This is a genomic window from Kribbella sp. NPDC048837, from assembly GCF_055586945.1.
Genome location: NZ_JBVJHF010000006.1, coordinates 335,712 through 362,622 on the forward strand (window position 1 = coordinate 335,712; position 26,911 = coordinate 362,622).

Genomic DNA, 26,911 nt, shown 5'->3' on the forward strand with positions numbered 1-26,911 from the left:
CTCACCCAGACCGCCGTTGCAGGAGGTACGACGTGAAGCAGATCCTCGATGCGATCCTCGCCGGTGACACCGCTGCCGTGGGTGCGCTCGACGTACCCGAGCACTACCGCGGTATCACCGTCCACGCCGACGAGGCCGGGATGTTCGAGGGTCTGGACAGCAAGGAGAAGGATCCGCGCAAGAGCCTGCATCTGGACGACGTGCCGACGCCCGAGCTCGGCCCGGGTGAGGCGCTGGTCGCGGTGATGGCGAGCGCGATCAACTACAACACCGTCTGGACGTCGATCTTCGAGCCGGTGTCGACGTTCTCCTTCCTGAAGCGGTACGGGAAGCTGTCGCCGCTGACCGCCCGCCACGACCTGCCGTACCACGTGGTCGGCTCGGACCTCGCCGGCGTTGTACTGCGCACCGGCCCGGGCGTGAACGCGTGGAAGCCCGGCGACGAGGTGGTCGCGCACTGCCTGTCGGTCGAGCTGGAGTCGCCGGACGGGCACAACGACACGATGCTCGACTCCGAGCAGCGGATCTGGGGATTCGAGACGAACTTCGGCGGCCTGGCCGAGCTCGCGCTGGTGAAGTCGAACCAGCTGATGCCGAAGCCGGCCCACCTGACCTGGGAGGAGGCCGCGTCGCCGGGGCTGGTGAACAGTACGGCGTACCGGCAGCTCGTCTCGGCGAACGGCGCGAACATGAAACAGGGCGACGTCGTCCTGATCTGGGGCGCGTCCGGTGGACTCGGTTCGTACGCGACGCAGTTCGCGCTGAACGGCGGGGCCATTCCGGTGTGCGTGGTGTCGTCGCCGGAGAAAGCGGAGATCTGCCGGGCGATGGGGGCCTCGCTGATCATCGACCGGTCGGCCGAGGGGTACAAGTTCTGGAAGGACGAGACCACCCAGGACCAGAAGGAGTGGAAGCGGTTCGGCGCGCGGATCCGCGAGCTGACCGGCGGCGACGACCCGGACATCGTCTTCGAGCACCCGGGCCGGGAGACCTTCGGTGCGTCCGTTTACGTCGCCCGGCGCGGCGGGACGATCGTCACGTGCGCGTCGACGTCGGGATTCATGCACGAGTACGACAATCGTTACCTGTGGATGAACCTGAAGCGGATCATCGGCTCGCACTTCGCCAACTACCGCGAGGCCTGGGAAGCGAACCGACTGATTGCCAAGGGCATGGTTCACCCGACGGTGAGCAAGGTCTACCCGCTCGAGGAGACCGCCCAGGCGGCGTACGACGTGCACCGCAACCTGCACCAGGGCAAGGTCGGCGTCCTCACCCTCGCCCCCACCGAGGGACTCGGGGTCCGGGACCCGGAGCTGCGCGAACAGCACGCCGCGGCGATAAATCGCTTCCGTAACAGGTAGTTGTCCACCGGGGCCGATTGGCTGGTTACACCCGGGTTCTGACAGGCTTAAGGTGGGGGATTCAGCTGAGCCGCCAGAAGGGAATCTCGGGAAATGCCTGACGAGTCGAGCCTGCCGTTCTTCGACCGTACGGCGACCGCGGCCGGGGGCTTCCCGGTCAGTCGCCGTGGGTACGACAAGCAGGCCGTGGACGACTATGTCCGCGCGCTGGAAATGCAACTCGTCGAGGCGCGCAATCGCGCCGACGAACTCCAAGGCAGCGTCGCGCCGATGCAGCGCCAGCTGGAGGAGACCCGACGCCAGCTCGAGGCCAGCGCGAACCCGTCGTACGCCGGACTCGGCGACCGGGCCGCGCAGATCCTCCGGCTCGCCCAGGACCAGGCGTCCGAGGCTCTCGAGGAGGCCAGGCGGGAGGCCGACGAGCTGCGGACGAACGCGGCCAAGGAGGCCGCCGCGACCCGGGCCACCGGTGTGCGTGAGGGCGACGACATCCGCTCGGTCGCGCTGAACGAGGCCGACAGCATGCGCCGGACCGCCGAGGGTGACGCGGCGGAGCTCCGCCGGACGGCCGAGACCGAGGCCGCCGAGGTGCTGCAGGCGGCGCGGCGCAAGGCCGAGCAGCTGCAGCTGACCGCCGAGTCGCAGTCGAGCACGCTGAAGAACGGCGCCCTGCACGAGGCGGAGAAGATCCGCACCGCGATCCAGCGCGAGTCCGCGGCGCTGCGAGCGCGGCTGGCCGACGAGCGGGAGCAGCAGGCCAAGGAATTGGCCGACAAGCACCAGCAGATCGCCGCCGACACCGAGAACCTGACCGAGCAGATGAAGGAGGCCGCCGAGGCTTCCGAGCGGCGGGTGGCGGAGGCGACCGAGCAGGCGCGCAAGATCCGCACCGAGGCCGAGGAGTCGGCCGAGCGGACGATCTCGCGGGCCCGTCGTGAGGCTGAGCAGTTGCTCACCACCGCGCGCACGCGCGCCGAGGCCGAGCTGGCGAACGCCGCCGACGAGGCGGAACGGTCGCGGACCATCGTGGCGCGCGAGACCGAGCGGCTCGCCAAGCGGCGCGACGGCATCCTGACCCAGATCGCCGGCCTGAACGAGATCGCCAGCAACATCGCCCGCCAGGCCGCCGAGCTCGACTCCGAAACGGCCGCCCCGACGTACGTGAACCCCTTCGCCCGCCCCCAGTCCCCCGCCACCCCCAGCCCGCTCGACGGCCCGGCCCCCAGCCCGTTCGCCGCCTCCACCGACGCACCGGCTCCGGCGAGCAGCCCGTTCGCGGGCACGGCGGACAACTCTGCCGACTCCCCGGCCCCCGCCGGCTCGTCGTCCAGCCCGTTCGACGGCCCGCAGAGCTCGGCGGCCGGCAGCGCGTTCGACCGCCCGGCCGAGGACACGCCTGCTCCGGCGGACAGCCCGTTCGCCGACCCGTTCGCGGGGACTGCGAAGGCACCGGGCGGCTCGTCGTACGACGCGGAGGAGGAGGGTCCGTTCACCGGGGCCAGCCCGTTCGTGGGGATCGGCGCGGGGGACGCCCGGGTCGACGAGACCCGGATCGACACCAGCCTTCGGGTCGACCCGAAGGACACCGACGACCTCGCCGGCAAGACCGCCGGCGGCCCGGCCGAGCCTGACGACTCCACGGCCAGCACGTCCACGTCCTCCCCCAGCACGTCCGCCTCCTCCACCTCCACCTCGTCCGCTTCCCCCGCCAGCGCGTCGCCCTCGGCCGCTAGCGGGTCCACGTCGGCTGCGAAGCCGGTCGCGACTGCCACGTCGGTCGCGTCCCCGACCGCCGACGCGGACACCGAGGACGAGGACGAGGACGACGACGAGCCGGCCGACTCGACCCGGATCGACGAGTTGCGGCTGGATGACCTCGCGAACGAGCAGACTCGGGTGCAGGCGCGGCCGGACGGTTCGGCCGCCGACGACGAGACGACCGACGAGGCCAAGGGCCGCTCGCGATCCCCGAAGGGCAAGACGACGTGACGCCACCCGGCGACGACACCTCCACAGCGACCCCCGGCCAGGATCTCGCCGAGGCGACCAGGGAGGCTCAGACCGCCGCCGCCGAGGCCCAAGCGGCCGCCGACAAGAGCGAACACTCCGCCAGCGAGGCCAAGCAATCCGCCGACCAAGCCGAGGAATCGGCTGAAGAGGCGGAAGCTGCCGCGACCCAAGCAGGCACCGCGGCAACTCAGGCGGACACCTCGGCGCGGGATGCCGACGTGGCCGCTGACAAGGCCGAGAAGTCGGCCGACAAGGCCGAGAAGTCTGAGGAGGAGGCGGAGACCGCCGCGCGCGAGGCGGCTGAGGCGGAGGCCGCGGCGGAGAAGGCCGAGGTTGCGGCGGAGAAGGCTGCCGGCGACGACCTCGCCGAGGACATGCTGATCGAGGAGCGGCACCCGGACGAGGGCATGGGGATGCCCGGCCCGGCGCTGCGGCGGTCGAACCCGTTCGTCTTCGGGTTCTTCGCGGCCCTCGGCGTACTGGTCGCCTGGGGATTGTGGAACGCCCTCGGCCAGGCCAAGTCGGTCCTGATCCTGCTGCTGGTGTCGATGTTCATCGCCGTCGGCCTGAACCCGCTGGTCGAGTGGTTCATGCGCCGCGGCCTGAAGCGCGGCCTGTCGGTCGGCGTCGTGTTCCTGCTGATGATCCTGGCGGTCGCCGGCGTCGGTTTCGCGATCGTCCCGGTGGTCACCGACCAGATCAACAGCCTGATCAAGAACGCGCCCGAATGGCTCGATCTGCTGACCAAGTCGAGGACGCTCAACGAGCTCAACGACAAGTACAAGTTCATCGAGAAGGCGCAGGACTACATCCAGGACCCGGCCCTGGCACAGCGGGCGTTCGGCGGCATCCTCGGCGTCGGCCGGGTCGTCGCGGGTGCCCTGTTCAACACCTTCACGATCATGATCCTGACGCTGTACTTCCTCGCCTCGCTCCCGTCGGTGAAGCGCGCGGCGTACAGCCTGGTCCCCGCCACCCGCCGCAACCGCGTCTCGATCCTCGGCGACGAGGTCCTGACCCGCGTCGGCGGCTACGTCAGCGGCCAGTTCATGGTGGCCCTGTGCGCGGGCATCTGCATGTTCATCTTCCTGGAGATCATCGGCCTGCGGGAGTACGCCGTGGCGTTGGCGATCGTGGTGATGTTCTGCGACTTCATCCCGATGGTCGGCGGCCTGATCGGCGTCGTGGTGGTCTCGCTGATCGGCTTCACCACCGGCCTGTGGACCGGTGTCGCCTGCCTCGCCTACGGCATCATCTACCAGCAGATCGAGAACTACGTCGTCGCCCCGCGCATCATGCGCCGGGCCGTCGACATCCCCGGCGCCGTCACCGTCATCGCCGCCCTCCTCGGCGGCGCACTGCTGGGTGTCGTCGGCGCACTGCTCGCCATCCCGAGCGCCGCCGCGATCCTCCTGATCATCCGCGAAGTCTGGGTCCGCAAGGCCGACGCCTCCTAGGACCGGCCGCTGGTCCACCCGGTCGACCGGGTGGACCAGCGTTCCTCGATGCGGCCGTAGCGCCAGACGAGGAGGGCGACGGCCCAGGTCACGACGAACGCGCCGGTGATGACGAAGCCGGCCTGGTTCAGGTCGAGTCCGCTGATGGCGGCCAGCGGTCCGGACGTGATGTCGAGCTGGTCGGTCAGGATGGACAGGATCTCGATGGCGCCGATCGCGAGGGCGACGGCCACGGACAGCGCCGTGACGACCAGGTTGTAGAACGCCCGGCGGACCGGCTTGATGACCGCCCAGCGGTACGCGACGCTCATAAAGCAGCCGTCGATCGTGTCGAGCAGACTCATGCCGGCCGCGAACAGGATCGGCAGCACGAGGACGGCGTACCAAGGCAGCGCGAAGGCCGCGGCTCCACCGGCGAGGACCAGCAGCGACACCTCGGTCGCGGTGTCGAAGCCGAGGCCGAACAGCAGTCCGACCGGGTACATGTGGAACGGCTTGTGCACAGCCTTGGTCACCGGGCGCAGCAGCCGGTTGAGCAGACCACGGCGATCGAGTTGCGCTTCCAGCTCCGCCTCGTCGTCGTGTCCCCGCCGCATCCGGCGCACGACACCCGCGATGCGGGCGAGTACGACGAAGTTGACCAGGCCGATTGCGACGAGGAAGACCCCGGACACCGCCGTACCGATGACGGCCGTGGCCGACTGGAGCACGGACGAGTCGTCCTCGACCTGGCCGACCAGCGAGCGCACACCGAAGGCCAGCAGGAGGCACAGCGCGAACACGACGCTGGAGTGGCCGAGCGAGAACCAGAACCCGACCGACACCGGCCGCTGCCCGGCCGCGGTCAGCCGGCGCGTGGTGTTGTCGATCGCCGCGATGTGATCCGCGTCGAACGCGTGCCGCATCCCCAGCGTGTACGCCGTCAGCCCCAGACCGACCCCGAACCCGCCGGACGCGCCGAGGCTGTAGTGCCTCGGCGCGACCAGACCGACGAGCACGCCCCAACCGACCACGTGCAGCAGCAGGATGAAGCCCGCCATCGCCACGGTCACCGGACGGATGCTGCGCCACCTGACGTTCATGGTCAGCTCGCCGCCGGAACGTACGGGAAGGAGCCCCGCGGCTTCGACGCCACGGATTCCTTGCCGATCCCGAGCGAGACCGGAGTGTTGGCCGCGATGGAGAACATCACGTTCGGCGCGTTGTCGGTCAGCGAGCGGCCGTTCCACGCGTTGAATCCGAAGCTGGCCGGCGTGCCCACGACGTACGGCAGCATGTTGGGCAGGAACCGCCGGACGACGGCCTCCGCGTAGGCCTCCGGGTCGGCAGCCGTGCCGTACGCGCGGACCACGCCGGCGATGTCGTGGGTCAGCAGCTTCCCGTGGGTCTCGAGGTCGTCCGCGGGCCGGCCGTCGTTGAGGTCGTCGCCGAGCTTCTCGTTGTACTGCGTGAAGAGCGGGTGGATCATCGGGAGTCCAATCCGGTTGATGGAACGCCAGCCGCCGGCGTCCGTGGCCAGGCTCGCGACCGCCCAGACGTCGATCGGGCGGGTCGTCTGTGCGGAGCCGAGCAGTTCGGTGTCGGGAATCTCGAGGACGATCGAGTAGACGGTGTGCCCGGCGAACAGGTTCTTCGCCTGGTCGGGGGTCCAGGTGCCGAGGTCGATCGCCGTACCGTCCTGGAAGGCGTGGCCGACGGCGTGCAGGACGTCGGGCTCGATCCAGAACGGGTCGCCGGCCTTGCCCGCCCACACGCGCAGTCCGCCGTCGCCGTCCAGCGCCTCCTCCGTCTCCCCCGTCGCGACGACACTGCCCGCCTCGGACGGATCGCCGGTGATCCGATGCACGGTCAGGCTCTGCCGGCCGAGCTGGTCGCGCTCCCCGAACACGAACCGGTACGTGAGGTCCTCCACGCCGTCGTGGTCGAGGTCGATCTTGAACTCGTACTTGCCCTCCGGGTGGTAGCCCGGTGTCGGGATGTCACCGGCGAGCGAGTGACAGAGGTTGATCGCCAGCACGGTGCCGGTCTCGCCGCGGAACACGTACAGGTCGGTGAGGTCGAGACGGACGTCCTGACGGGCGAGCGGGGAGTCGAGATGGTGCGACATGGTCAGTGCCTTCCTTTCAGGTGGGGTGTTCGGCACGACCACGGTGGTGGATCGGTACGCCGGCGCGGATGAGTCATCTGACCCGCCGCGTGCGATCGAGTCAGATGACCGACGGCGGGCCTCATAGAATCCGGAGCGGGTGCCGGGAGGTGAGTGATGAGCCCCACGCTGGTCGGACGCCTGGAGGAGCTCGAGTTCCTCCGGACCTTCGTGCGGGAGGCCGCCGTCAACGGTGGAACCCTGCTGGTTTCGGGCGGGCCCGGCGTCGGCAAGACGACCCTGCTCGACGCGTCGGAGCGGTACGCGCGGGAGTCGGGGACGACCGTTCTGCGCGTCGTCGCCACCGAACTCGAGGGCGAGCTGAGCTACGCGGCGCTGAACCAGGCTCTGTACCCGTTGATCGACGAGTTCGACGAGCTGAACACGGCTCAACGGGACGCGCTGCAGGTGGCGCTCGGGTTCGGAGACGGTCCGCCTCCGGGCCGGCTGCTGGTGTCCAACGCTGCCACTGTCCTCCTGCGCCGGGTCGCTGCCCGATCGCCACTCCTGCTCATCGTGGACGACATCCCCTGGATCGACCGGGCCAGTGCGGGTGTCTTGAGCTTTGTCGCGAGGAGGCTCGCCGGTAGCCGGGCCGGGCTGCTGGCCGCCAGCCGGACGGGCGAGGACCAAGGATTCTTCGATCGAGCAGGACTACCGGCGTACGAGCTGAAGCCGCTGGACTACGCGGCCGCCGATCAACTCCTCACCGGCCGGTTCCCCGACCTGCACGCCACCGTCAAGGCGCGGATTCTCGACACCGCGCAAGGCATTCCGCTCGCGCTGCTCGAGCTCCCACGGACGCTGAGCCAGTCCCAGCGCGCCGCGACTGAACCGCTACCCGCCGTACTGCCGCTCGGGCGGAACCTGCAGCGGCATTTCGTGTCGCGCGTGGCGAGGCTCCCCGACGCGACCAGGACACTTCTGCTGACGGCCGCGCTCGAGGGCACCGGGGATCTTGGCGTGCTGGAGGCCGCGGGCAAGGACGCGTACCGCATCGACGACCTGGCGCCTGCCGAGCGGGATCGACTGGTGAGGGAGCACGCACATCGGGTGGAGTTCCGGCACCCGCTGATCCGATCGGCGGTGGTCGAGGCGACGACTTCGGCAGAACGCCGTACGGCGCATCGGAGGTTGGCCGCAGTCCTCTCGCACCAACCCGAGCACCGCGCCTGGCACCTCGGCGAGGCCACGATCGAGCCTGACGAACAGGTCGCGGCGGCGCTGGAGGAGGCAGCTCACAACACCGTCGCGCGCGGTGACTACACCGCCGCGGTCGCCTTGCTCACGCGCGCCTCGGATCTGAGTCCCGACCGGACCGAGGGTTGTCGCAGGCTCGCCGCGGCCGCGTACATCGGCGCGGAGGCGATGGGCGAGGTCGGCAGTACGGCGGAACTCCTCGAAGGCAGCCGGCAAGCCGCGAGCGCCTCACTGCACTACGCGTCGGCGGCCACGTTGGTGATGCTCAGCAGCGACGCGCACGTCGACACCGCGCACCGCATGATGGTCAGCGCCATCGAGGGCAGCCTCGACCGCGGCGACGCCGACGAGGTCGAGCTCGTCAACGGGCTCGCGACGCTGCTGCTGATCTGCTTCTTCGGCGGCCGCAGCGAGCTGTGGACACCGCTGTACGACGCGCTCGGCCGGCTCTCGCACGACCCCCCGCCGTTCCTCACCCTGACGCTGGACATGGTCGCCGATCCGGCCCGCACCGGCGTCACCGCGCTCCCCCGGCTGATGGCCGCTCTGCAAGCGCATGACGACACGCCTCTGGTGCAAGGCCACGCGGCGGCCGCCTGGTACCCCGACCGGCTTGCGGAGCTGCGCGACAGGTTGTGGCGGGCCGTGCTGCACGGGCGCGAGGGCGGTCCGGCGAGAAGGCACCTGGTCGCGCTGATGGACATCTGTGTCGACGACTTCCACCGGGGCAAGTGGGACGAGCTCGCGGAGCTCGCCGCGGAAGGACTCTCCTTGACCGAGGAGGGTGGTGGTCGCTTCTTCGGGTGGTACTTCCGCTATCACCAGGCGTTGCTGGCCGCGGTCAGAGGCAGGTTCGAGACGAGCCGGGCGCTGGCCGAGCAGATGATCGGCTGGGCCGGTCCGCGAGGTGTCGGCACGGCCCGCGTCTTCGCTCACCATGCCCTCGTCCTGGGCGATCTCGGACGTGGCGACTTCGAGAGCGCCTACCAGCACGCGACCATGGTCAGTCCGGCCGGGACGCTCGCCTCACACGTCCCGCACAGCTTGTGGATCGCGATGGATCTCGTCGAGGCCGCCGTACGCACGGATCGGCGGGCCGAGGCCGAACGCCACGTGCGGGCGATGGAGGAGGCGAGGCTGCCGGAACTCTCGCCCAGACTGGCCATCCTGACCGCGAGCGCCGCGGGCATGGCGGCTGGCGACCCTGCACTGTTCGAGCGCGCCCTGGCCCTTCCTACCGTCGACCAGTGGCCGTTCGACGTTGCGCGCGTACGTCTTTCGTACGGCGAGCTACTGCGACGGACCCGCGCGCTGACGGAGGCCAAGGTCCAGCTCCAGGCAGCGGTCACCGCGTTCCGGGCGCTCGGCGCTGAGCCTTGGGTTGCCCGAGCGGAGCGTGAGTTGCGTGCCGCCGGGCTTGCTGCCCTTCCGTCAGGCGCGCCCTTGACCGCCCAGGAACTGCAGATCGCCAACCTCGCCGCGTCCGGTCTCACGAACAAGGAGATCGCGGCGAAGCTCTACCTCTCGCCGCGCACGGTGAGCGGGCACCTGTACCGGATCTTCCCGAAGCTGGGCATCACCACCCGCGCCGCCCTTCGCGACGCTCTCGACAAATAGGTAGCGGGTATATATTCTCGCTATCTATGAGGTCCCTCTTCCTCGCCTTGCTGGCCGATGCGAGCCGGTACGGGTACGAGATCAAGCAGGCACTCGAGCAGGAGTTCGGGGATCTGCTGCCGGCGTTGAACGCCGGGCAGATCTACTCGACGCTGGCCCGGCTCGAGCGGGACGGGCTGGTGGTCGGGGAGAGCATCGAGGGCGACAACCGGCGCAAGCGGGTGTACGAGCTGACCGAGGCGGGGCGCGCGGCGCTGGCCGGGTGGATCGAGACGCCGGTGCCGGGGACGCGGCTGAAAGACGAGTTCTTCATGAAGCTGGTGATTCTCGCGTCGGCCGGACTGGCCGAGCCGAAGGCGCTGATCGCCGGACAGCGGCGCGAGTACCTGCAGTCCCTGCGCGACCTCGACGCCGCGGTGTCGGTCGACGGCAGCCGGCCCGCCGCGGATCTGCTGGCCGAAGGGGCGATCCTGCACCTGAAGGCCGATCTGGAGTGGCTCGATCTGATCGAGCAGAAGCTGCCGATGCAGCGGGAGTCAGCATGACACCGGTACTCGAGACGAGAAGGCTCGCGAAGACCTACGACACCGGCGGCACGCACGTGCTCGCCGTCCGCGGGATCGACCTCACGATCAGCAAGGGTGAGTTCGTCGCGATCGTGGGGCCGAGCGGGTGCGGGAAGTCGACGCTGCTCAATCTCCTGGCGGGGCTCGATCGGGCCACGGCCGGCGAGGTCTGGCTGGGCGGCGAGCGGATCGACCAGTTGAGCGAGACCGCGCTGGCCCGGATGCGGCGGCAGAAGGTCGGGTTCGTGTTCCAGTTCTTCAACCTGGTGCCGACGCTGTCCGCCATCGAGAACGTCGAACTGCCGCTCCTCCTCGTCGGCCGGCACCGGAAGGAAGCCCGCGAGACCGCTCGCAGATACCTTGATGACCTCGGTCTGGTCGACAAGTACGACGCCGCGCCCTCCCAACTGTCCGGCGGACAGCAACAGCGGGTCGCCCTCGCTCGCGCTTTGGCGAACACCCCGGACATCTTGCTCGGCGACGAGCCGACCGGGAATCTCGACTCGGCCTCGGCCCGCGAGGTGCTAGCGCTCCTCCGCGCCGCCCGCGACCGCGGCCAGACGCTGCTGCTGGTGACCCACGACTCCCGCGTCGCCTCCGCGGCGGATCGGGTCATCTCCCTTCGCGACGGGCTGGTGAACGACGACACCGAACTGCAGGCCGCCCGGCCGGTCACGCTTCCCTTCGATGCCGGCGGTCCACGGTGACGCTGACCCTGGCACGGCTCGCTTTCGCGGGGATGCGTTCCCGGCTCCTCGCGAGCGTTCTGACGGTCCTGCTGTGCAGTGCGGCGGCCGCGACCATCGTGCTCGCCCTGGAGGTCGGCGCCACCGCGCGCGATCCGTGGCAACGGACCTTCACCGAAGCCAACGGCGCCCACGTCCTCGCGAACGTCGCCTCACCCGCGGACGCCGCCAAGATCGCCGGCCTCCCCGGCGTCGCCGAACGCGACGCCGCCGTCCCGAACGCCAACGCGACCGTTGCCAACGGCCCCGATCAGCTGCAGCTCGCCGGACTGGCCTCCGCACCACAGGTCAACCGCCCGGTGCCGATCGAGGGTACGACGCAACCGGCGGACGGGATCGTGCTCGAACGAAGCTTCGCCGAGGCACTCGGTCTCCGGGTCGGCACGACGCTCCGCCTCGCCGGAACGCGTGGCCCGGTCGAACTGACCATCGTCGGTACGGCGGTGTCGCCCAGCCAGCCGCGTTACCCGCGCCGGAATCCGGGGCTGGCTTGGGTATCACGGGCCACGCTGGAGCGAGTCCAACCGGACAGCGGGCGCTGGCGGTGGACCGAGGCCGTCCGGCTGACGGATCCGGCCGCCGCATCGGAGTTCGCCGTACGCGCTGCTGGGGCCGTGCCGCCGAGCACTGCGGGGTTTGAGACTTGGCGGGAGCAGCGTGATAGCGCTTTGCAAGACGCTGCGCCCACTCAGCTCGTGCTGACGACGTACACCGTCGTCTTGCTCGCAGTGGTTTTCGCGGTGGTGGCGATCCTCGTCACGGCGCGGGCGAGTGCGCAGCATCGCGAGATCGGGTTGCTGAAGGCTGTTGGCGTCACGCCGCGGCAGATCACGGCGGTGTTCGCGTTGGAGTCGGCCGTGCTTGGTCTGGTCGCTGTGGGGATCGGCTTCGTGTCCGGGGTTCTGCTCGCGCCGCGGCTGGCCGCGTCCAGCGTCGCGACGATGGTGGGTTCGCCGACCATCGCCGTGAATCCCTGGCATCTCGTGATCGCCGGGTTCCCTGTTCTGCTTGTCCTGATCGGCAGCGCGGCCTCGGCGGCGCGGCGCAGTACGAGGTCCAGCGTTCTGCAGGCGATTCAGGCCGGGTCCCCCACGCCCGCGTCGCGATCACGCCTCGGCCGACTGGTCGGACGGCTCGCGCTCCCGGTCTCCCTCTCGCTCGGCCTCAAGGACCTGCTCACCCGGCGACACCGCGCCATCCGCTTGGCCGCTGCCATCGTGGTCACGGGCGCGGCTGTCGTGTTCGCCCTCTCGATGCAATCGAACCTCGCCGCCCGCCCGGAGGGCGAGGTGAGCGACGTCCCACGCGAACTCCCCGTCCTCGTCTACACCCTGGACGCCGTACTCCTCCTCATCACCGTCACAACCCTGATCGCGGTGGCCCTGCTGTCGGTCCGCGAGCGCGTCCGCGAGTACGGCGTACTGAAGTCCATCGGCCTCACGCCCCGCCAGATCGCCACCAGCGTCGTCGGCGCCAACGTCACCCTCGCCACGGTCGCCGCCCTGCTGTCGATCCCCGCCGGCATCCTCCTCTACATCACCGTCTACGCACTCTCCGGCGGCAGCCCCGAAGACCGAGCCCTCGCCCCCTGGTGGTCCCTCGCCCTGGTCCCCCCAGCCACCATCCTCCTGGTAGCCCTGGCCACCACCCTCCCCGCCCGCCTAGCCACCCACCTCCCCACCACCGAAGCCCTCCGCTACGAATAGCCCGCGTTCAACCCGCGCCGCTACGCGCGATCCGCCTTCGCGACGCCCGAGCCACCAACCGGACGCGGGCCAAGAAGTCCGTGGCCTGCGGGCAGGCCTGGTCAGTTCATGGGCACCAGAGGCCGCGGGAGCGGCCGTTGCCGACGTAAGTCACTCCGGGCGCGGGCCTGGTGTGCTCGATGAGGATCTCGCCTTCGAGGTCGGCGACGCGGACCTGCTGGAAGCCTCGTCGCCCGTCGACGAGGTCCAGCAGGCCGTCGGGTCCGTTGTCGATCGCAGTGGCGACGAGCGCGACATCGGTCCTCGATCCGTGCACTTCTTGGCGGTTGGTCGATCAGCTGGTGGCACGGGCGGCGTCGACGATCACGCCGGTCACCGCGTCCGGGTCGGAGATCATCGACAGGTGCGGCGCGTCGACCTTGGTGATGTGCGCGCCGGCGCGGTGCGCCATGATTTGCTGCTCCGCCGGTGGCAGCACCTTGTCCGCCGTACCGATGAGGTCCCAGGACGGGATGCTCTTCCACGCCGGAACACCGGCGAGGGTCTCACTGAGCGTGCTGGCGGTCAGTGGCCGCTGGGTGGCGGCCAGGACGGCTGCCTGCTTGGCCGGGATGCCACCGGCGAAGAGGCCCGCGAACTGATTCGGCTTGATGTAGACGTCGGCGTTGATGACGTTTCCGCCGGCGTCGTGGATCGGCACCGTGGTGATCGAGCTGTTCGGGTCCAGTTCGGAGCCGGGCTGTGCGGCGGCGAGCGCGCCGACGCTGTCGCCTTGGTCGGGGATGAAGGCATCCACGTAGACGAGGGCCTTGACGTTGGGGTTGCCGGTGGCAGCGCTGGTGGTCACCATGCCGCCGTAGGAGTGCCCGACGAGCACGACCGGGCCAGGGATGGTGGCCAGCAGATCACGCAGGTACTGCGCGTCGGTGGCGAGGCCGCGCAAAGGGTTTGCCTCGACATCGACGGTGTACCCGGCGCTCTGCAGCTTTGCTGTGACGGCAGACCAGCTCGAGCCGTCGGCCCACGCGCCGTGCACGAGCACGATCGTCGGTTTGAGCGCCGCGTCGTTCTGCACGGTTTGCGCGCTGCTGGTGCGGGCGCTACCGACGCCCAGCGCGAGCACGCCGGCGGTGAGAGCCGCGACGGCCGCGGGGAATGTCTTCTTCGGGGTACGCATGGATTGTCCTTTGCGGGTGTTGTCATCTGCTCGGCGTGCGCCCGGACGATGGCGTGAGGGCCGCCCGCCGAGGACACCGTTCGTGCTGTCGGAAGAGACGCTAGGGCGCGACGCAGCCGCCGGCGCCGTTGCACGCGTGATCCTGCACAACGTGCAGATAGCCGTGCACGAATGGTCCACCGCCGCCGACCTAGGGTCGGACTCGGCGCGGTCTGCGCTCCCGGTGACCGATCTCCGAGAGCGCGTAGCATCGCCTGTGCGAGCCGGCGCCGACAGCGCGTGTCGCGCCTTGCTCGCGGCCCGCTCGAGCCTGCGCTCGGGGAGCAGGGGAACTACGAAGGATTACCGTGATACAGATTGTCGACTCGAGCTCGTTTGCGGCCGGCGTGCGGGCCGAGTCCATGCACGCGGTGGCCGCCAGGATCATTCCGGTCGAGCTCGACTTCCCCGTAACAGGCCCTGTCGTGCGAGGCATGCTCGCCGACATCGGTGCGTTGCGGATCTCCTCCGTCCGATCCAACGTCACCAAAGTCGAGCGGACCCCCCGCCTGGCGCGCGACGATCTGGCACCCAGCCTGATGCTTGGTCTGCAGGTCAGCGGGTCGAGCCTCGTCGTTCAAGACGGCCGCGAAGCCGTTGTGCGCCCCGGGGACCTGGTGGTGTACAGCTCGACATCTCCATACACACTGGTCGACTCCAAGGGTTACCGGCAACACCAGTTCCGCATGCGGTTGGAGAGGCTGGCCCTGCCGTGGGATGTCGTGCGGCAGGTGACGGCAACGCGACTGAGTCCCGGGCATCCGGTCGCAGACCTGGCCGCAGTCTACTTCCGGCACCTCGCCGGCCGGCCGAGAGCGTTCGCCGACGCCGGGGCCGACGCGGTCAGCCAGCCCTCCATGGAACTCGTCCGGGCAGTGATCAGCACGCATCTCGACGTCACCTCAACGGCGGCCAGGGAATCACTGCGGGCCACGTTGCACCTGCGGATCTTGGAGTACGCGCGAGCGCACTTAGGTGATCCGAGCCTCAACGCCGCTCAAATCGCGGCCGAACACCACATCTCCGTTCGCCACCTGTACAACGTCCTCGCCGCCGGCGGCGTCTCCCTCGGCGAGTGGATCCGCAGCCGCCGCCTGGAGGCGTGCCGGGACGAGCTCGGCCGTGGCCTGGCTCAGCACGTCACCATCGCCTCCGTGGCCCACCGCTGGGGATTTCGCGACCCATCGAGCTTCGCGCGCCTCTTCCGCGCCGAGTACGGACTCTCACCACGGCAGTGGCGCCAGACGGCGACCAACGCGCGACCTGCCCTAGCGAGCGACCCCACCCCGTGATGCGGGGCCGGACGGCCCGGCAGTGCAGACGCCAGGTGGATCTGCGTGCGGCCGGCGCGTCGCAGACACGTCGTGCGCACCCTGCCGAAGACCGCGCACGCAGTGCAGACACCGGCGGTCGGCGCACGTTTCAGCGGCTAGTCCGGCGGCGAGATCAGGGCCGAGACACCGGTGGCACCTACCGGATCACGGTGTGCCAGGGTTCGCCACTCGCGCGGCGAGAGCCCATAGGCAGCACGGAAGACGCGGCCGAAGCTGGACGGATCGGTGAATCCCCAACGCCGGGCGACCGCTGCGATCGTCAACGATCGCAACCCGGGCCGGGCGAGGTCTTCGCGGCATCCCTCCAGCCGCTGATTGCGGATCCAGTCACCGAGCGAGATCCCGCCCGCGGCGAGGACGTTGTAGAGATGCCGCACCGAGATGTGGTGCTCGGCGGCGATCTGGCCGGGGTGCAGCCCGGGGTCGCCCAGCCGGGCGCGGACGTACTCCAGGATCCGCAACCGCAGTGTCGCGTGCAGTGGTTCCCTCCCGACTGCGGTGGCATCCAGGTGGGTGGTGATGAGCGCACGGACCAGTGCGACACTCGGGTGGCTCACCGCGTCAGCATCCGGGTGGGTGTAAATGTCCGGGCGGCTTGCCAGCCGATACAGATAGGTGGCGACCAGGTCGGCGATCGGATGTCCGGGGCTGAGAGTCGTGGCGCAGATCTGTCTGATCGCGTCGTGCGGCAGACCCAGGGCGGCGATGGGGATCCGGAAGAAGTGCTGGCGGATGCCGTCGGCATCGACCAGCGTGTACGGCGCGGTCGAGTCGTAGATGACCAGATCGCGTGGTTTGAGGACCGCTTCCCGGCCACCCTGGACGATCAGGCTCGTACCGGCCAGTTGGAGACCGAGGAAGATGCTCGGCGCAAGCCCGTCCCGGGCCAGGGCCGGTGTCCGCTCCACACTGAGCGCGTTCGAGCGGACCGAACACACCGTCAACTGTCCGAGCTGACTGATGGCGCCGTACGCGGCCGCGGGCCCGGCCTCGGCTGGGAAATCGATCTCGACCCGGACCTTCGCGCTGGCAATCGTCTCCCGTACCACCTCGGCGCGAACGGCGGCAGGCACGCTCCGCGTATCAAGAATGTCTGTCATCCCGCCCACCTTCGATCCGCGGCACCAGCTCACAACCGTCGACCCAGGCGGCCGTCTTTCCGACGCCGCAGCAGTCGACTACTGTCGCGAGGCTGACTTCTGTTTATCTAAGTCAGTTAGCAGACTACGGCCCAGACTATTGCCCACGCAAGTCAGCCCCTACACTCGTGACATGACAGATCTGCTCAGCCACCGGGAGACCTGGTCGATGGCCAACTGCTCGGTCGCCGCCTCGATCGACGTCGTCGGCACTCGTTCGGCGATCCTGGTCCTGCGGGAGGCGATCTTCGGCACCCGCCGATTCGAGGACTTTGTCCGCCGGGTCGGGATCGGCGAGCCCGCGGCGGCAGCCCGGCTCAAGGAACTGACCGCTGCCGGGCTGCTGGAGCGGGTGCCCTACCAGGAGCCCGGTCAGCGGACCCGGCACGAATACCAATTGACCGCCAAGGGAATGGACTTCCAGCCCGTTGTCTATGCCCTGCTTCAATGGGGTTCGAAGTGGGAGACCGACGAGGCGGGCCCGCCCCTGCGTGCGACCCACCGCGCCTGCGGCGCAGCCGTCGGAGTCCGCATCCGTTGCGACGCGGGCCACGATGTGGATCCGGGTGACGTCGCGATCGAGGCAGGCCCGGGGCTGATCACAGTTTCCTGACTTCGCATCCCAGGGCGCCAGTGGACAACGGCAGGACGTGACGAGCGCCGATCCTCAGATTCGTGTAACGGGGCAAATTCCTGGCCGCGCGGCAGCGCCGGGAGCGGGCGCAGCACGCACCTCTTCGGGTGGGTGGGAGCGGTGCGTAGCACGCGGCGGAGGAGCGGGCGTGGTGCCGCGCGGGATGGTCTTTCTCTATGGGCCGGCGAGTTTGGTGACTTCTGGGGTGGGGGTGGAGTGGAAGGCGCAGGCTCGGGGGTAGGCGGCTAGGCAGCCTCGGGTGGTCATGAGGGCGGTGTAGTAGTCGATGTAGCGGAAGCCGTAGGTTTCGCCGCGGGCGAAGGCCTGGTGGCGGATGGCGGAGATCCAGCGGTAGAAGGCCTCGTCGGGGATGGGGACGTACTGGGTGGGGTGGAAGCCCTCCATGTCTTCCCAGTTCTCGGCGTGGAGGAAGTGACGGACGCCGTGCCGGGGCAGGGCGGCGAGCTTCGCGGTCAGTTCGGGGTACGGCGACGCCGAGAAGTCGTCGGAGGGGTCGAGCGGGAGGCCGGCCAGGAAGCGGGCGCGTTCGGACAGGCGGGCGGTGTGTTCGTGGTCCCGGTGGATGGAGTGTTTCCAGTGGGTGATGATCATGTCGGGTTGCTTCTCCCGGATCACCGCGGCCGGCTCGAGGGCGACGTCGTCGGTGTCGGGGAGGAAGCCGTCGCTCTGGTCGAAGACCAGGAAGTCGGCGCCGATCGCCTCCGCGAACGCCGTACCCTCGGCGATCTTCTGCTTCTTGTACTCGGCGGGCGTCAGCCGGGGGTGACCGCGCTCCCCCGGCGTCAACGCGACGATGGTGGCGGACGCGCCCTCGAGGACGAGTTTGGCCAGGGTCGGGCCGGCGGTCAGGTCCATGTCGCCGATGTGCGCCCCGATGGCGAGCACTGTTCTGGTCACAAGGGTCTCCTCATTTCAGGCCGCTCAGTACGACGCCGCGGACGTAGTACTTCTGGAACAGCAGGAACACGATCAGCACCGGCAGCGTGCTGATCACCAGGCCGGCCATCACGATCGGCATGGTGCGGTCGGGGTCGAGGAAGCTCTGGAGCAGCTGGATGCCGACGGGCAGGGTCTGCAGGGCCGGGTCGGAGGACGAGATGAGCAGCGTCCAGATGTACTCGTTCCAGGTGCCGATGAACGTGATCAGGCCGAGCGTGATCGCGACCGGCTTGGTCTGCGGGAGCACGATCAGCCGCCAGGTCTGCCACTGGTTGGCGCCGTCGATCTTGGCCGCCTCGAGCATCTCGTCCGGCAGCGACACCATGAACTGCCGCATCAGGAAGATCCCGAAACCGGACACCGCGAACGGCAGGATCAGCGCGACCAGGCTCGTCGTCAGCCCACCGTCGCCGCCGCGCCCGAGGATGTCGTTGCCTCCGGCAAGCGGCCAGTTGAGCATGATCAGGAACGTCGGGATCAGCAGCAGGAACGGCGGCAACATCATCGTCGCGAGGATGAACCGGAAGATCACCGCCCGCCCGCGGAACCGCAGCTTCGCCAGTGCGTACCCGGCCATCGACGACGTCACCAGGACGGACACCGTCACGCTGACCGTGACGATCACGCTGTTCCGGAACAACCGGAGGAGCTCGAGCTGCGAGAACGCCTCCCGATAGTTCGACAGGTCGAAGGACGAAGGAAACAGCTTGTACGGAATCACGCCGTACTCCCCCGGGCCCTTGAACGAGCTCATCACCATGTCGAGGAACGGCATCACCATCGCGACCCCGCCGACGACGACGACCAGGTACGCGAACCAAGGGAAACCACCGCGACGCTTCACGAGGTCTCCTCTCCGCGCCGCCGGGCGATCCACAGCTGCAGCAACGTGATGACGAGGATGATCACGAACAGCACCATCGCCATCGCGCTCGCGGTCCCCCACGCACCGAACTTGAACGCCCGCTGATACATCTCGAACGCCGCCACGTTGGTCGCGTTGACCGGCCCGCCATCACCCGTCATCACGATGATCAAGGCAAAGGACTGCAGCCCGCCGATGAACTGGGTGATCAGGACGAAGAGCAACGCCGGCCGCAGCAACGGCAACGTGATCGACCAGAACCGGTGCCATGACCCGGCCCCGTCCACCTCGGCGGCCTCGTAGTACATCTCCGGGATCGCCTTGAGCCCCGCGGTCAGGATCAGTACGGCGCCACCGATCGAAGCCCACGCGTGGACGACGGTCACCGACGGCAGCGCGTACGACGCGTCCGACAGGAACCCGACGCTGTTGACGCCGAGCTTGTTCAGCACACCGTTGATCAGCCCGGCCGGCTGGTACATCATCTTCCACACGTTGCCGATGGCCACCACCGTGGCGACCACCGGCAGGAAGTAGAGCACCCGCCAGAAGCCCTGGAACGGCAGCCGGTCGATGCAATAGGCAACCAGCACCGAGCCGAACGTTGCCAGCAGCACCGACCCGAACGCGAACAGCAGTGTGTTCACCAGGATCGGCTTGACGAAGGTCCCGTCGAAGCTGAGCACCTCGCGGAAGTTCGCCGCCCCGGCCCACTGGATCGTGCCCAGGTCGAACCCGCCCCAGTCCGAGAACGCGAGCACGATCGCGAAGATGAACGGGAGGATCAGGAACACGCAGAAGAACAGCAGCACCGGTGCGAGGAACAGGTACGCCGCCCGCCCCTCCCGATACAGCCGGCCGACCCGCCGGGCCGGCGCCGCGACGGCTCCGACCCTGCTGACCGCGGTCGTCATTGGGGCTTGACGGCCTTGGCGGCTTGCGCCAGCGCATCGTCGGGACTCTTGCCGTCGGCAAGCACGGTCATGATCGCGTTGTGCAGCGCGGTCTTCGCCTCGTACGCGCCGGGCTGGTTCGGCTCGGCCATCGCGTACGTCGCCGCGTCGTAGATCGGGACCAGGTTGGGATCCGACAGCGACTTCTTGTACGTCGCCTGGTCCGCGGTCCGCGGCGGGATCAGGCCCTGGTCGGCCAGCCACTTGCCGACCTCGGTGACGCCGCCCTCGGTCTGGTGCTCGTTCAGCCAGGTGAGGAACTTCCACGCCTCGTCCGCGTGCTTGCTGCGCTGATTCACACCCATGAAGAACCCGTAGGCCAGCGAACCCTTGTCGCCAGGGTTCGGCCCGGGGATCGCCGCGACGCCGACGTCGGAGTACTTGTCCTTCATCTGTTCGCGCAGGCTGCCGATCCACCAGCCGGCCTGGATCGCCATCGCGACACCGCCGCTGCGGAACTGCTTGGTCGGCGAGATCGACGGGTTCGTCGCCTTGGCCGCCGCGAGGTCACCCTCGAACTTCAGCGCGGCCTTGCCCTGCTCGTTGTCGAACTGCGGCGTCCCGTCGGGACCGAGGAACTTCCCGCCTGCGGAGTCGAGCAGCGACAGGAACGGGTGCACCGACTTGTTGTCGCCGTCCTGGATCAGGCTCAGCCCCTCGACCTGGATGTTGCCCTTGCCGTCCCGCTTGACGGTCTTCTTCGCCGCGTCCTGGAGCTCGGCCCAGGTGCTCGGCGGCTTGGTGATGCCGGCCGCGGCGAGGATCTTCTTGTTGTAGAACAGCACGTAGGTGTTCAGCTCGGTCGGGTATCCGAGCAGCGTGTCACCGGTGGTGACCGCGCCGAGTGCGGCCGGGCTGTACTCGGACTTGATCTTCGCCGCGATGTCGTCCGGCACCTTCGCCACCACGTTCGCCTTCTGCAGTTGCCCGCCCCACAAGCCGTACGCGCTGACGATGTCGGCACCGCGGCCGCCGGTCTGCCGGACCGTCATGGTCGTCAGCAGGTCGTCGAACTTGACGACCTCCGCCTTCACCTGGATGTCCGGGTTGTCCTTGTTCCACTCGGCGATCATCTTGTCCAGCCCGGTCTTCGACGGGCCGTCGCTGTAGTGGCTGAGCAGCGTGAGCTGCACCATCCCGTCGCTGCCGCCCGAGCCGCTGCCGCCGCCACAGGCCGCGCCGGTGGCCAGCAACCCCACGACCACCGCCAGCCGGAGTCCCTTCGAGAACATGCGCATGTCAGTCAGTCCCTTCGGCCGGGGCCAGCGGCGCCCGGAGAATGGTGAACGTGCGGGTGATGCCGAACCCCGTCTTCAGATAGAGCTGCCCGGCCGCGGATTTCTCACCGGTCCACAGGAACCAGGCGGAGTGCGCGCCGAGGGCAACCATCCGTTCGAGCGTCAGATGCAGCAGCACCTTGCCGAGGCCGGTCCCCCGCGACGCCGGCAGTACGCCGAACGGCCCGAAGCGATCGATCACCCCTTCGTAGGTGCCGTGCATCGCCCAGCCGAGGATCCCGCGGCCCGGGTCACGGGCCACCACGATGCGGTCCAGGGGCATCCCGGCGACGACGGCCTCGCGGATCGCGCGGGCCCAGTCCGGGGTGAAGTCGTCACCGGCGATGGCGATCAGCGCGGTCAGCTCGTCGCCGGTTGGTATACCAAAGCTGTAGCCGTCGGCCTCGAGCGTCGCGATCCGTTTCCGGACGTCCTCCGGGATCTCGTACCCGACCAGACTCAGGTCCATCGCAACCGCGTCGTACTGGCGCTCGAAGCCGAGGCTCGACAGCAGCCGGGCGGCGGCCGGGTAGCGCGCGGTGTCGAGACCCGGAAGGAAGTAGTTCGGCGTGTACGAGGAGAAGAACACCTCGGTACGACCGGTGCCGCGGAGCCAATCCGTTGCCGCGATCAACAACTCCCGGCCGAGGCCGCGGCCACGAAACGAGGGGTGGACGAAGAAGAACGGGATCCACCCGCTCGACGGCTCGAGGTCGTCACCTGAGGCCGCGATCAGGCGGCGGACGGCGTAGGCCGCGCCGACGATCCGATGGTCGACAACGGCGACCTTCAGACCGGCGGCGTCGAAGTTGCGGTCGAGCAGGAAGAGGTCGCGGAAGCGTGGGTAGCCGATCGGGTCGGCCGGAGCCGCCGCGGTCCACGCGTCGGCGAGCGCCGGGCCGTCTCCGACCTCGAACGAGCGAATCATCCGGCCGTCCCTTCGTAGAGCAGTACGCCGGGCCGCACCCAGCCGGCCGGCGTGGTTGCCTCGGGCAAAAGATCGAGCGGGTCGTCGCCGGCCTCGAGCGCCTTGCGCAGCGAGTCCGATCCCCACAGCTTGTCGAGCGACGGAAGCAGGCTGAGGTCGTGCGGATAGAGCTCGTTCAGCACCCGGAGCATGACCAGCGCGGTCCGCACCGGCTCGTACGCCGATCGGTCCACCACATGCAGCTGCACGCCGGGCACCGCCTGGCCGGCGTACTTGCTGAAGACAGGTTCGAACCAGGTACGCCGGAAGACGACACCGGGCAACTCGCACGAGCGCAACGCGGGCACGAGCCGGTCGTCGACAAACGGCGCCCCGATCGTCTCGAACGGTCGCGTCGTCCCGCGTCCCTCACTGAGGTTGGTGCCCTCGAAGAGACCGGTGCCGGGATAGACGAGTGCGGTGTCCGGCGTCGGCATGTTCGGCGACGGCGGCACCCACGGCAGGCCGGTCTCAGAAATGTCCCGCGTCCAACCCTCCATCTCGATGACCGTTGCCGAACCCAACTGAAGTGCGAGCTCGCCGACGGTCAGCCCGTGCCGGAGCGGAATCGGGGCGCGCCCCACGAAGCTCTCGAAGCCCGACTGCAGCAGCGGTCCCTCGACCCGGACACCACCGAGCGGATTCGGCCGGTCGAGCACGATGAACGGCTTGCCGAGCCGCGCGGCGGCCTGCTGGCAGTCGTACATCGTCCAGATGTAGGTGTAGAACCGCGTCCCGATGTCCTGGATGTCGAAGAGCAGCGCATCGACACCGGAGAACAGCTCGTCGAGTGCGCGGCCCTGCCGGCGGTACGTGTCGAAGACCGGCAGCCCGGTGTCCGGGTCGACGCCCTCGGCCTCGCTCGCGCCGGCTTGCGCCGTACCGCGCAGGCCGTGCTCGGGGCCGAACAGAGCCGTGAGCCGCAGCCCGGCTTCGAGCAAGGCAACCGAAGTCGGGCGCAGGTCCGGCAGAACGCCGGTGAAGTTCGTGATCAGTCCGAGGCGCCCGTCAACCGCCAGCCCCGGCTCTCCGGTCAGACGCTCCGCGCCGGTCCGGACTGCCATCGCCACCACCCCAGATCGTGGATCGTGCAGGAACTGGGTTGAAAACTTACCGATATGTTCAGGCGAAGGTCAATGGATTACCGGCGAACGTTTACCAGGATCAGGGCAGGAACGGCGTCAGCGCGGCGAGGAAGTCGTCGAGGCGTTCGGCGTGGACCCAGTGGCCGGCCTCGGGGACTTCGGCGTACTGGACGTGCGGGAAGTACGCCGCGATGGTGGCGCGGTGGTCCTGCTGGACGTAGTCGGACTTGCCGCCGTAGATGAAGAGCGTCGGACCGTCGTACCTCAGACCCTCGACAGCAGGCCAGCCGGAGATCGCCGGCAAGGCAGCCTCGATGACCGGGAGGTTCGGGCGCCAGCGAGCGCCGTCGGAATCGAGGATGAGGTTCTGCAAGAGGAACGCGCGGGTCCCGGGGGTCGGTACGGCGGCGGTCAACTGGGCGTCGACCTCCGCGCGGCGGGTGACCGCGGACAGGTCGGCGTTACGCATCGCCTGGGCGTACTCGACGAAGGCGGGCGGGTAGCCGACCGGCGCTGCGTCGACCACGACCAGCCGCTCGACGACCTGCGGGTACTGCAGCGCGGTAAGCATCGCCGTCTTGCCGCCCATCGAGTGCCCGACGAGCGCGACCGGTCCGACCCCGAGCGACTCGATCGTCTCGCGGACGTCGTCGGCCATCTCCGGATAGCTCATGGTGTCGGTGTGTGGCGACGTCCCGTGGTTGCGCAGGTCGAACGCGAAGACCCGGCGCCGGTCGGCGAGCCGCCGGGCCGCGGTCATCCAGTTCCGGCCGGACCCGAACAGCCCGTGCATCACGACCACGGGCGTCCCCGACGAGCCGTACGACGTGACCGGGAGCTTCATCCACACACCTTTCAGCGGCGGCGCTGCCAGCAGGCCGAGTGCCAGTGGCGTCGCTCGTCGAGGGACTGGGCGCCGCTGATCGCGGCGAGCAGGCTGGGGTTCTCCGGCCAGACCACGACGTGCGGCGTGGCGGGCGGGATCAGCTGGTCGCAGCCGGGGCACCGGTAGGACTTCGCCGAGGCGGCGCCGGACACCCGGCGGACGATCCACTCGCCGTCGGACCGCTCCTCGCGGGCCTGGGTACCACCGAGCAGCGGCCGGTCGCCGACCGGCCGCTGCCACTTGGAAGGCCTTCTGCGCGACATAGCCCTTCAAGGCTAGCCGTATGAGCTAGGTCACCCCCGGGCGACGGCGTACGCCGCGGTGCCGATCAGCTCCATCGACACCTGGAGGCGCTCCAGGCTGACGTTCTTCGCGATGGTGTCCTCGGGCGAGTGGTACGGCGGCTCGAGGAACGCCGGCGAGATCTCGCCGCGCCAGGAGAAGTTGGCGGCCGCGATCCCGACCTCCTGGAACGACTGGTGGTCCGACGCGCCACGCAGGACCGGGCCGACCATCTGCGGGTCGTACCCGAGCCGCTGACCGGCCGCCAGGACCGCGTCGGTCGCCGCGTTCGCCAGGCCGGTGAACGACAGCAGCCAGTACGTGATCGCCGGGTCCCAACTGGTGGCGACCATGTCGTTCTGGAAGACCGCCCGGTGCCGGTCGCGCTGGTCCTGCGCCAGCTGCGCGACGTGGTACCGGGACCCGATCAGGCCCTGCTCCTCCGAACCCCACAGCGCGAACCGCAGTGTCGCGTTGGTGGGGAGCCGGCTGAACACCCGGGCCAGTTCGAGAGTCAGCACGGTGCCCGAGCCGTCGTCGTTCGCGCCCGGTGCGCCGATCACCGAGTCGTAGTGACCGCTGATCACGACGATCGGCCCGTCGGCGCCGGACTTGCCGCGCCGCTCGCCGATCACGTTGTTCGAGATCAGTCCGCGGTGGGCCGCCGTACTGATCCGCAGCGGCAGTGAGTTCACCACTGCGAGAGCTTCCCGGATCAACCGCTTCTGCACCTGGGCGACGCCGATCACCGGGATCGGTGCGTCGGTCAGGCCGCTCGGCGAGAACGCCGAGGCCCGGCGTGGGAACACCAGGTCGGCCGGCAACAGGACGACTCCGACAGCACCCCGCGCCGCGGCCTCCGCGACTAAGGCCGGGCGCGATGCTGCCACGTCGTCCGCGATCACGATCGAACCGGCCACATCGGCCGGCCAGACCGGTGCCGTCGCCGGGCCGACGTCCCGGACCAGGCCCTCGACGGTGACGTCGAGCTTGCCGCCGGGGGCCGCTCCGGCCTGCCAGCACAGGTCGTCCGGCAGAATCCCCCGGACGTCCTCGATCTGGGCCAGGAACTTGTCCGCCACCGGGAACGGCTCGAGCCGGGTCCGGTAGCCGAACTTGTCGAGCTGGCCGGCGATGTAGTCGGCCGCCCGCTTCTCACTCGTGGTCCCGCCGATCCGCGGGCCGATCGTCTCGGACAGCACCTGCAGGTGGCGCAGCGCGCGCTCCGAGGACAGACCGGACACGATCTGCCGGTCGTACTTGTCCAGCGTCGGCCGGTTCACCGCCCCCGGCCGCAGGTCGTCCACGCCCCAGGCGGGAACGGCGGGAAGGGCAGTGGCGGCGGTAACCCCGGCGACAGCGCCGAGCAGGCCTCGGCGACTCAAACCGGATCTTTCGGTCATGAAGGTCTCCTCAAAGGTGGGCGGCCCCGAGACCTGAGAACCTAACCGATCTGCGACTGAGTCGCCTAGAGGTGACTAGCGCCGATCGCGAAGTTCTGCGCCGACTTCGTGCATGTGGTGGAGACCCATTCGGTACGAATCGATCAGGGTGGTGGTGAGGTAGGGCATGCCGATGCGGTCGCAGTAGGACTGGACGATCGGCTGGGCGAAGCGGAGGTTGGCGCGCGGCATGCTGGGGAAGAGGTGGTGCTCGATCTGGTAGTTGAGGCCGCCCATCATCCAGTCGGTGACCAGGCCGCCGTTGACGTTGCGCGAGGTCAGGACCTGCTTCTCCAGGTGGCCCCAGCCGGTCTCGCCGTCGGGCATCTCCATGCCCTTGTGGTTGGGGGCGAACACGCTGCCCAGGTGCAGGCCGAAGACCATGTGGTGGATCAGCGCGAACAGCACCGCCTGGCCCGGCGACAGGATCACGAACAGCGCGCCGAGGTAGAGCCCCAGGTGCGCGGCCATCAGGCCGAGCTCCAGCCGGGACTCGCGGCGCGGCCGGCCGAGCAGGTAGCGGACGCTGGAGACCTTGAGGTTGAAGCCCTCGAGGGTCAGCAGGGGGAAGAAGATGCGGGCCTGGTTGCGGGTCAGCCAGCCGTACAGGCCCTTGCGGCCCTCGGCCTGCTCCATCGTCCAGACCAGGATGCCCTCGCCGACGTCCGGGTCCTTGTCGGTGTGGTTCGGGTTCGCGTGGTGGCGGTTGTGCTTGTCGTTCCACCAGCCGTAGCTCATCCCGCACAGCAGGTTCCCGTGCAGCATGCCGACCCAGTCGTGCAGCTTGCGGGAGCCGGCGATCTGCTGGTGGCCGGCGTCGTGCCCGAAGAACGCGGCCCGGGTGGTGAGGATCCCCAGCGGGATCGCGAGCAGCAACGCCCACCACGAGGCGCCGAGGACGGCGATCCCCGCCCAGGTCAGCCCCATCAGCACCACGTTGATACCGATCGCCATCGCGTACGCCGCGGTACGGCGTTCCAGCAGGCCGGCGGCCTTGACCTCGCGCAACAGTGGCGAGAAGTCACTACCGCGGGTGGCAATAGGGGAAGAAGCCATGGG

24 protein-coding genes are annotated in these 26,911 nt (G+C 69.2%); 9 read left to right on the forward strand and 15 right to left on the reverse strand.

Translation table 11 applies throughout. From position 1 onward, the window contains the following. The first annotated feature begins 32 nt into the window (after positions 1–32). The 3 genes from ccrA to ACZ6O0_RS28190 all read left to right on the forward strand — a co-directional run bounded on the left by ccrA (position 33) and on the right by ACZ6O0_RS28190 (position 4,831). A complete protein-coding gene (ccrA, locus tag ACZ6O0_RS28180; RefSeq protein WP_465767997.1) occupies positions 33–1,364 on the forward strand; it encodes a crotonyl-CoA carboxylase/reductase in 1,332 nt (443 codons plus the stop codon). Between the two features lie 93 nt (positions 1,365–1,457). After that, positions 1,458–3,353 carry a transposase gene (locus tag ACZ6O0_RS28185; protein WP_465767998.1) on the forward strand — a complete coding sequence of 632 codons (1,896 nt, stop codon included), beginning with the start codon at positions 1,458–1,460 and terminating at the stop codon, positions 3,351–3,353. Continuing rightward, positions 3,350–4,831: an AI-2E family transporter gene (locus tag ACZ6O0_RS28190; RefSeq protein ID WP_465767999.1), complete on the forward strand. Its 1,482-nt coding sequence runs from the start codon at positions 3,350–3,352 to the stop codon at positions 4,829–4,831. Before ACZ6O0_RS28185 ends, ACZ6O0_RS28190 begins: the two co-directional genes overlap by 4 nt. On the opposite strand, the gene nicT is transcribed toward ACZ6O0_RS28190, so the two are convergent. Continuing rightward, entirely contained in the window at positions 4,828–5,913 is a 1,086-nt protein-coding gene (gene nicT / locus ACZ6O0_RS28195; RefSeq protein WP_465768000.1) for a Nickel transporter NicT, read from the reverse strand. The two genes, ACZ6O0_RS28190 and nicT, sit on opposite strands and share 4 nt — an antisense overlap. 2 nt (positions 5,914–5,915) lie before the next feature. After that, entirely contained in the window at positions 5,916–6,938 is a 1,023-nt protein-coding gene (locus ACZ6O0_RS28200; protein ID WP_465768001.1) for a DUF4331 family protein, read from the reverse strand. Positions 6,939–7,094: 156 nt separating this feature from the next. Here ACZ6O0_RS28200 and ACZ6O0_RS28205 point away from each other — a divergent pair, with 156 nt between their 5' ends. The 4 genes from ACZ6O0_RS28205 to ACZ6O0_RS28220 are packed head-to-tail and all read left to right on the forward strand — an operon-like array spanning position 7,095 to position 12,812. Next, a complete protein-coding gene (locus ACZ6O0_RS28205; protein ID WP_465768002.1) occupies positions 7,095–9,794 on the forward strand; it encodes a helix-turn-helix transcriptional regulator in 2,700 nt (899 codons plus the stop codon). Positions 9,795–9,820: 26 nt separating this feature from the next. Next, positions 9,821–10,339 carry a PadR family transcriptional regulator gene (locus ACZ6O0_RS28210; RefSeq protein ID WP_465768003.1) on the forward strand — a complete coding sequence of 173 codons (519 nt, stop codon included), beginning with the start codon at positions 9,821–9,823 and terminating at the stop codon, positions 10,337–10,339. Then, positions 10,336–11,067, forward strand: a complete 732-nt coding sequence (locus ACZ6O0_RS28215; protein ID WP_465768004.1) for an ABC transporter ATP-binding protein — start codon at positions 10,336–10,338, stop codon at positions 11,065–11,067. The genes ACZ6O0_RS28210 and ACZ6O0_RS28215 overlap by 4 nt, the downstream gene beginning before the upstream one ends. Before the next feature lie 32 nt (positions 11,068–11,099). Further along, the gene (locus ACZ6O0_RS28220; RefSeq protein WP_465768005.1) at positions 11,100–12,812 is read left to right on the forward strand and encodes an ABC transporter permease; all 1,713 of its coding nucleotides are present in this window, start codon (positions 11,100–11,102) and stop codon (positions 12,810–12,812) included. A gap of 106 nt (positions 12,813–12,918) precedes the next feature. Here the strand turns inward: ACZ6O0_RS28220 and ACZ6O0_RS28225 are convergent, their stop codons facing one another. Both ACZ6O0_RS28225 and ACZ6O0_RS28230 read right to left on the reverse strand, forming a co-directional pair. Next, positions 12,919–13,128, reverse strand: coding sequence for a hypothetical protein (locus ACZ6O0_RS28225; protein ID WP_465768006.1), 210 nt, complete (start codon positions 13,126–13,128; stop codon positions 12,919–12,921). A gap of 18 nt (positions 13,129–13,146) precedes the next feature. Then, positions 13,147–13,989, reverse strand: coding sequence for an alpha/beta fold hydrolase (locus tag ACZ6O0_RS28230; protein WP_465768007.1), 843 nt, complete (start codon positions 13,987–13,989; stop codon positions 13,147–13,149). Positions 13,990–14,336: 347 nt separating this feature from the next. On the opposite strand from ACZ6O0_RS28230, the gene ACZ6O0_RS28235 reads away from it, so the two are divergent. Continuing rightward, a complete protein-coding gene (locus tag ACZ6O0_RS28235; RefSeq protein WP_465768008.1) occupies positions 14,337–15,320 on the forward strand; it encodes a helix-turn-helix domain-containing protein in 984 nt (327 codons plus the stop codon). 137 nt (positions 15,321–15,457) lie between these two features. On the opposite strand, the gene ACZ6O0_RS28240 is transcribed toward ACZ6O0_RS28235, so the two are convergent. Continuing rightward, positions 15,458–16,462: an AraC-like ligand-binding domain-containing protein gene (locus ACZ6O0_RS28240; protein ID WP_465768009.1), complete on the reverse strand. Its 1,005-nt coding sequence runs from the start codon at positions 16,460–16,462 to the stop codon at positions 15,458–15,460. A 172-nt stretch (positions 16,463–16,634) separates the two neighbouring features. Here ACZ6O0_RS28240 and ACZ6O0_RS28245 point away from each other — a divergent pair, with 172 nt between their 5' ends. Continuing rightward, positions 16,635–17,114, forward strand: a complete 480-nt coding sequence (locus ACZ6O0_RS28245) for a winged helix-turn-helix transcriptional regulator (protein ID WP_465768010.1) — start codon at positions 16,635–16,637, stop codon at positions 17,112–17,114. Between the two features lie 195 nt (positions 17,115–17,309). Here the strand turns inward: ACZ6O0_RS28245 and ACZ6O0_RS28250 are convergent, their stop codons facing one another. From ACZ6O0_RS28250 to ACZ6O0_RS28295, 10 genes are all read right to left on the reverse strand, one after another. Further along, on the reverse strand, positions 17,310–18,053 hold the full coding sequence (locus ACZ6O0_RS28250) for a PIG-L deacetylase family protein (RefSeq protein WP_465768011.1): 744 nt from the start codon (positions 18,051–18,053) through the stop codon (positions 17,310–17,312). A 10-nt stretch (positions 18,054–18,063) separates the two neighbouring features. After that, a complete protein-coding gene (locus tag ACZ6O0_RS28255; RefSeq protein WP_465768012.1) occupies positions 18,064–18,939 on the reverse strand; it encodes a carbohydrate ABC transporter permease in 876 nt (291 codons plus the stop codon). Continuing rightward, on the reverse strand, positions 18,936–19,874 hold the full coding sequence (locus ACZ6O0_RS28260; protein WP_465768013.1) for a carbohydrate ABC transporter permease: 939 nt from the start codon (positions 19,872–19,874) through the stop codon (positions 18,936–18,938). The genes ACZ6O0_RS28255 and ACZ6O0_RS28260 overlap by 4 nt, the downstream gene beginning before the upstream one ends. Further along, complete coding sequence (locus ACZ6O0_RS28265) at positions 19,871–21,151, reverse strand: extracellular solute-binding protein (protein WP_465768014.1); 1,281 nt, start codon at positions 21,149–21,151, stop codon at positions 19,871–19,873. Before ACZ6O0_RS28265 ends, ACZ6O0_RS28260 begins: the two co-directional genes overlap by 4 nt. 1 nt (position 21,152) lies before the next feature. After that, a complete protein-coding gene (locus tag ACZ6O0_RS28270; RefSeq protein ID WP_465768015.1) occupies positions 21,153–22,118 on the reverse strand; it encodes a GNAT family N-acetyltransferase in 966 nt (321 codons plus the stop codon). Continuing rightward, positions 22,115–23,221: an exo-beta-N-acetylmuramidase NamZ family protein gene (locus tag ACZ6O0_RS28275; protein ID WP_465768016.1), complete on the reverse strand. Its 1,107-nt coding sequence runs from the start codon at positions 23,219–23,221 to the stop codon at positions 22,115–22,117. The genes ACZ6O0_RS28270 and ACZ6O0_RS28275 overlap by 4 nt, the downstream gene beginning before the upstream one ends. Positions 23,222–23,321: 100 nt before the next feature. Next, a complete protein-coding gene (locus tag ACZ6O0_RS28280; RefSeq protein WP_465768017.1) occupies positions 23,322–24,086 on the reverse strand; it encodes an alpha/beta fold hydrolase in 765 nt (254 codons plus the stop codon). Between the two features lie 11 nt (positions 24,087–24,097). Continuing rightward, a complete protein-coding gene (locus ACZ6O0_RS28285) occupies positions 24,098–24,391 on the reverse strand; it encodes a hypothetical protein (protein ID WP_465768018.1) in 294 nt (97 codons plus the stop codon). Between the two features lie 30 nt (positions 24,392–24,421). Further along, positions 24,422–25,813 (reverse strand): M28 family peptidase, encoded by a 1,392-nt coding sequence (locus ACZ6O0_RS28290; RefSeq protein WP_465768019.1) that lies wholly within the window; start codon positions 25,811–25,813, stop codon positions 24,422–24,424. Between the two features lie 75 nt (positions 25,814–25,888). Then, positions 25,889–26,908, reverse strand: coding sequence for a fatty acid desaturase family protein (locus ACZ6O0_RS28295; RefSeq protein ID WP_465768020.1), 1,020 nt, complete (start codon positions 26,906–26,908; stop codon positions 25,889–25,891). Between the last annotated feature and the right edge of the window lie 3 nt (positions 26,909–26,911).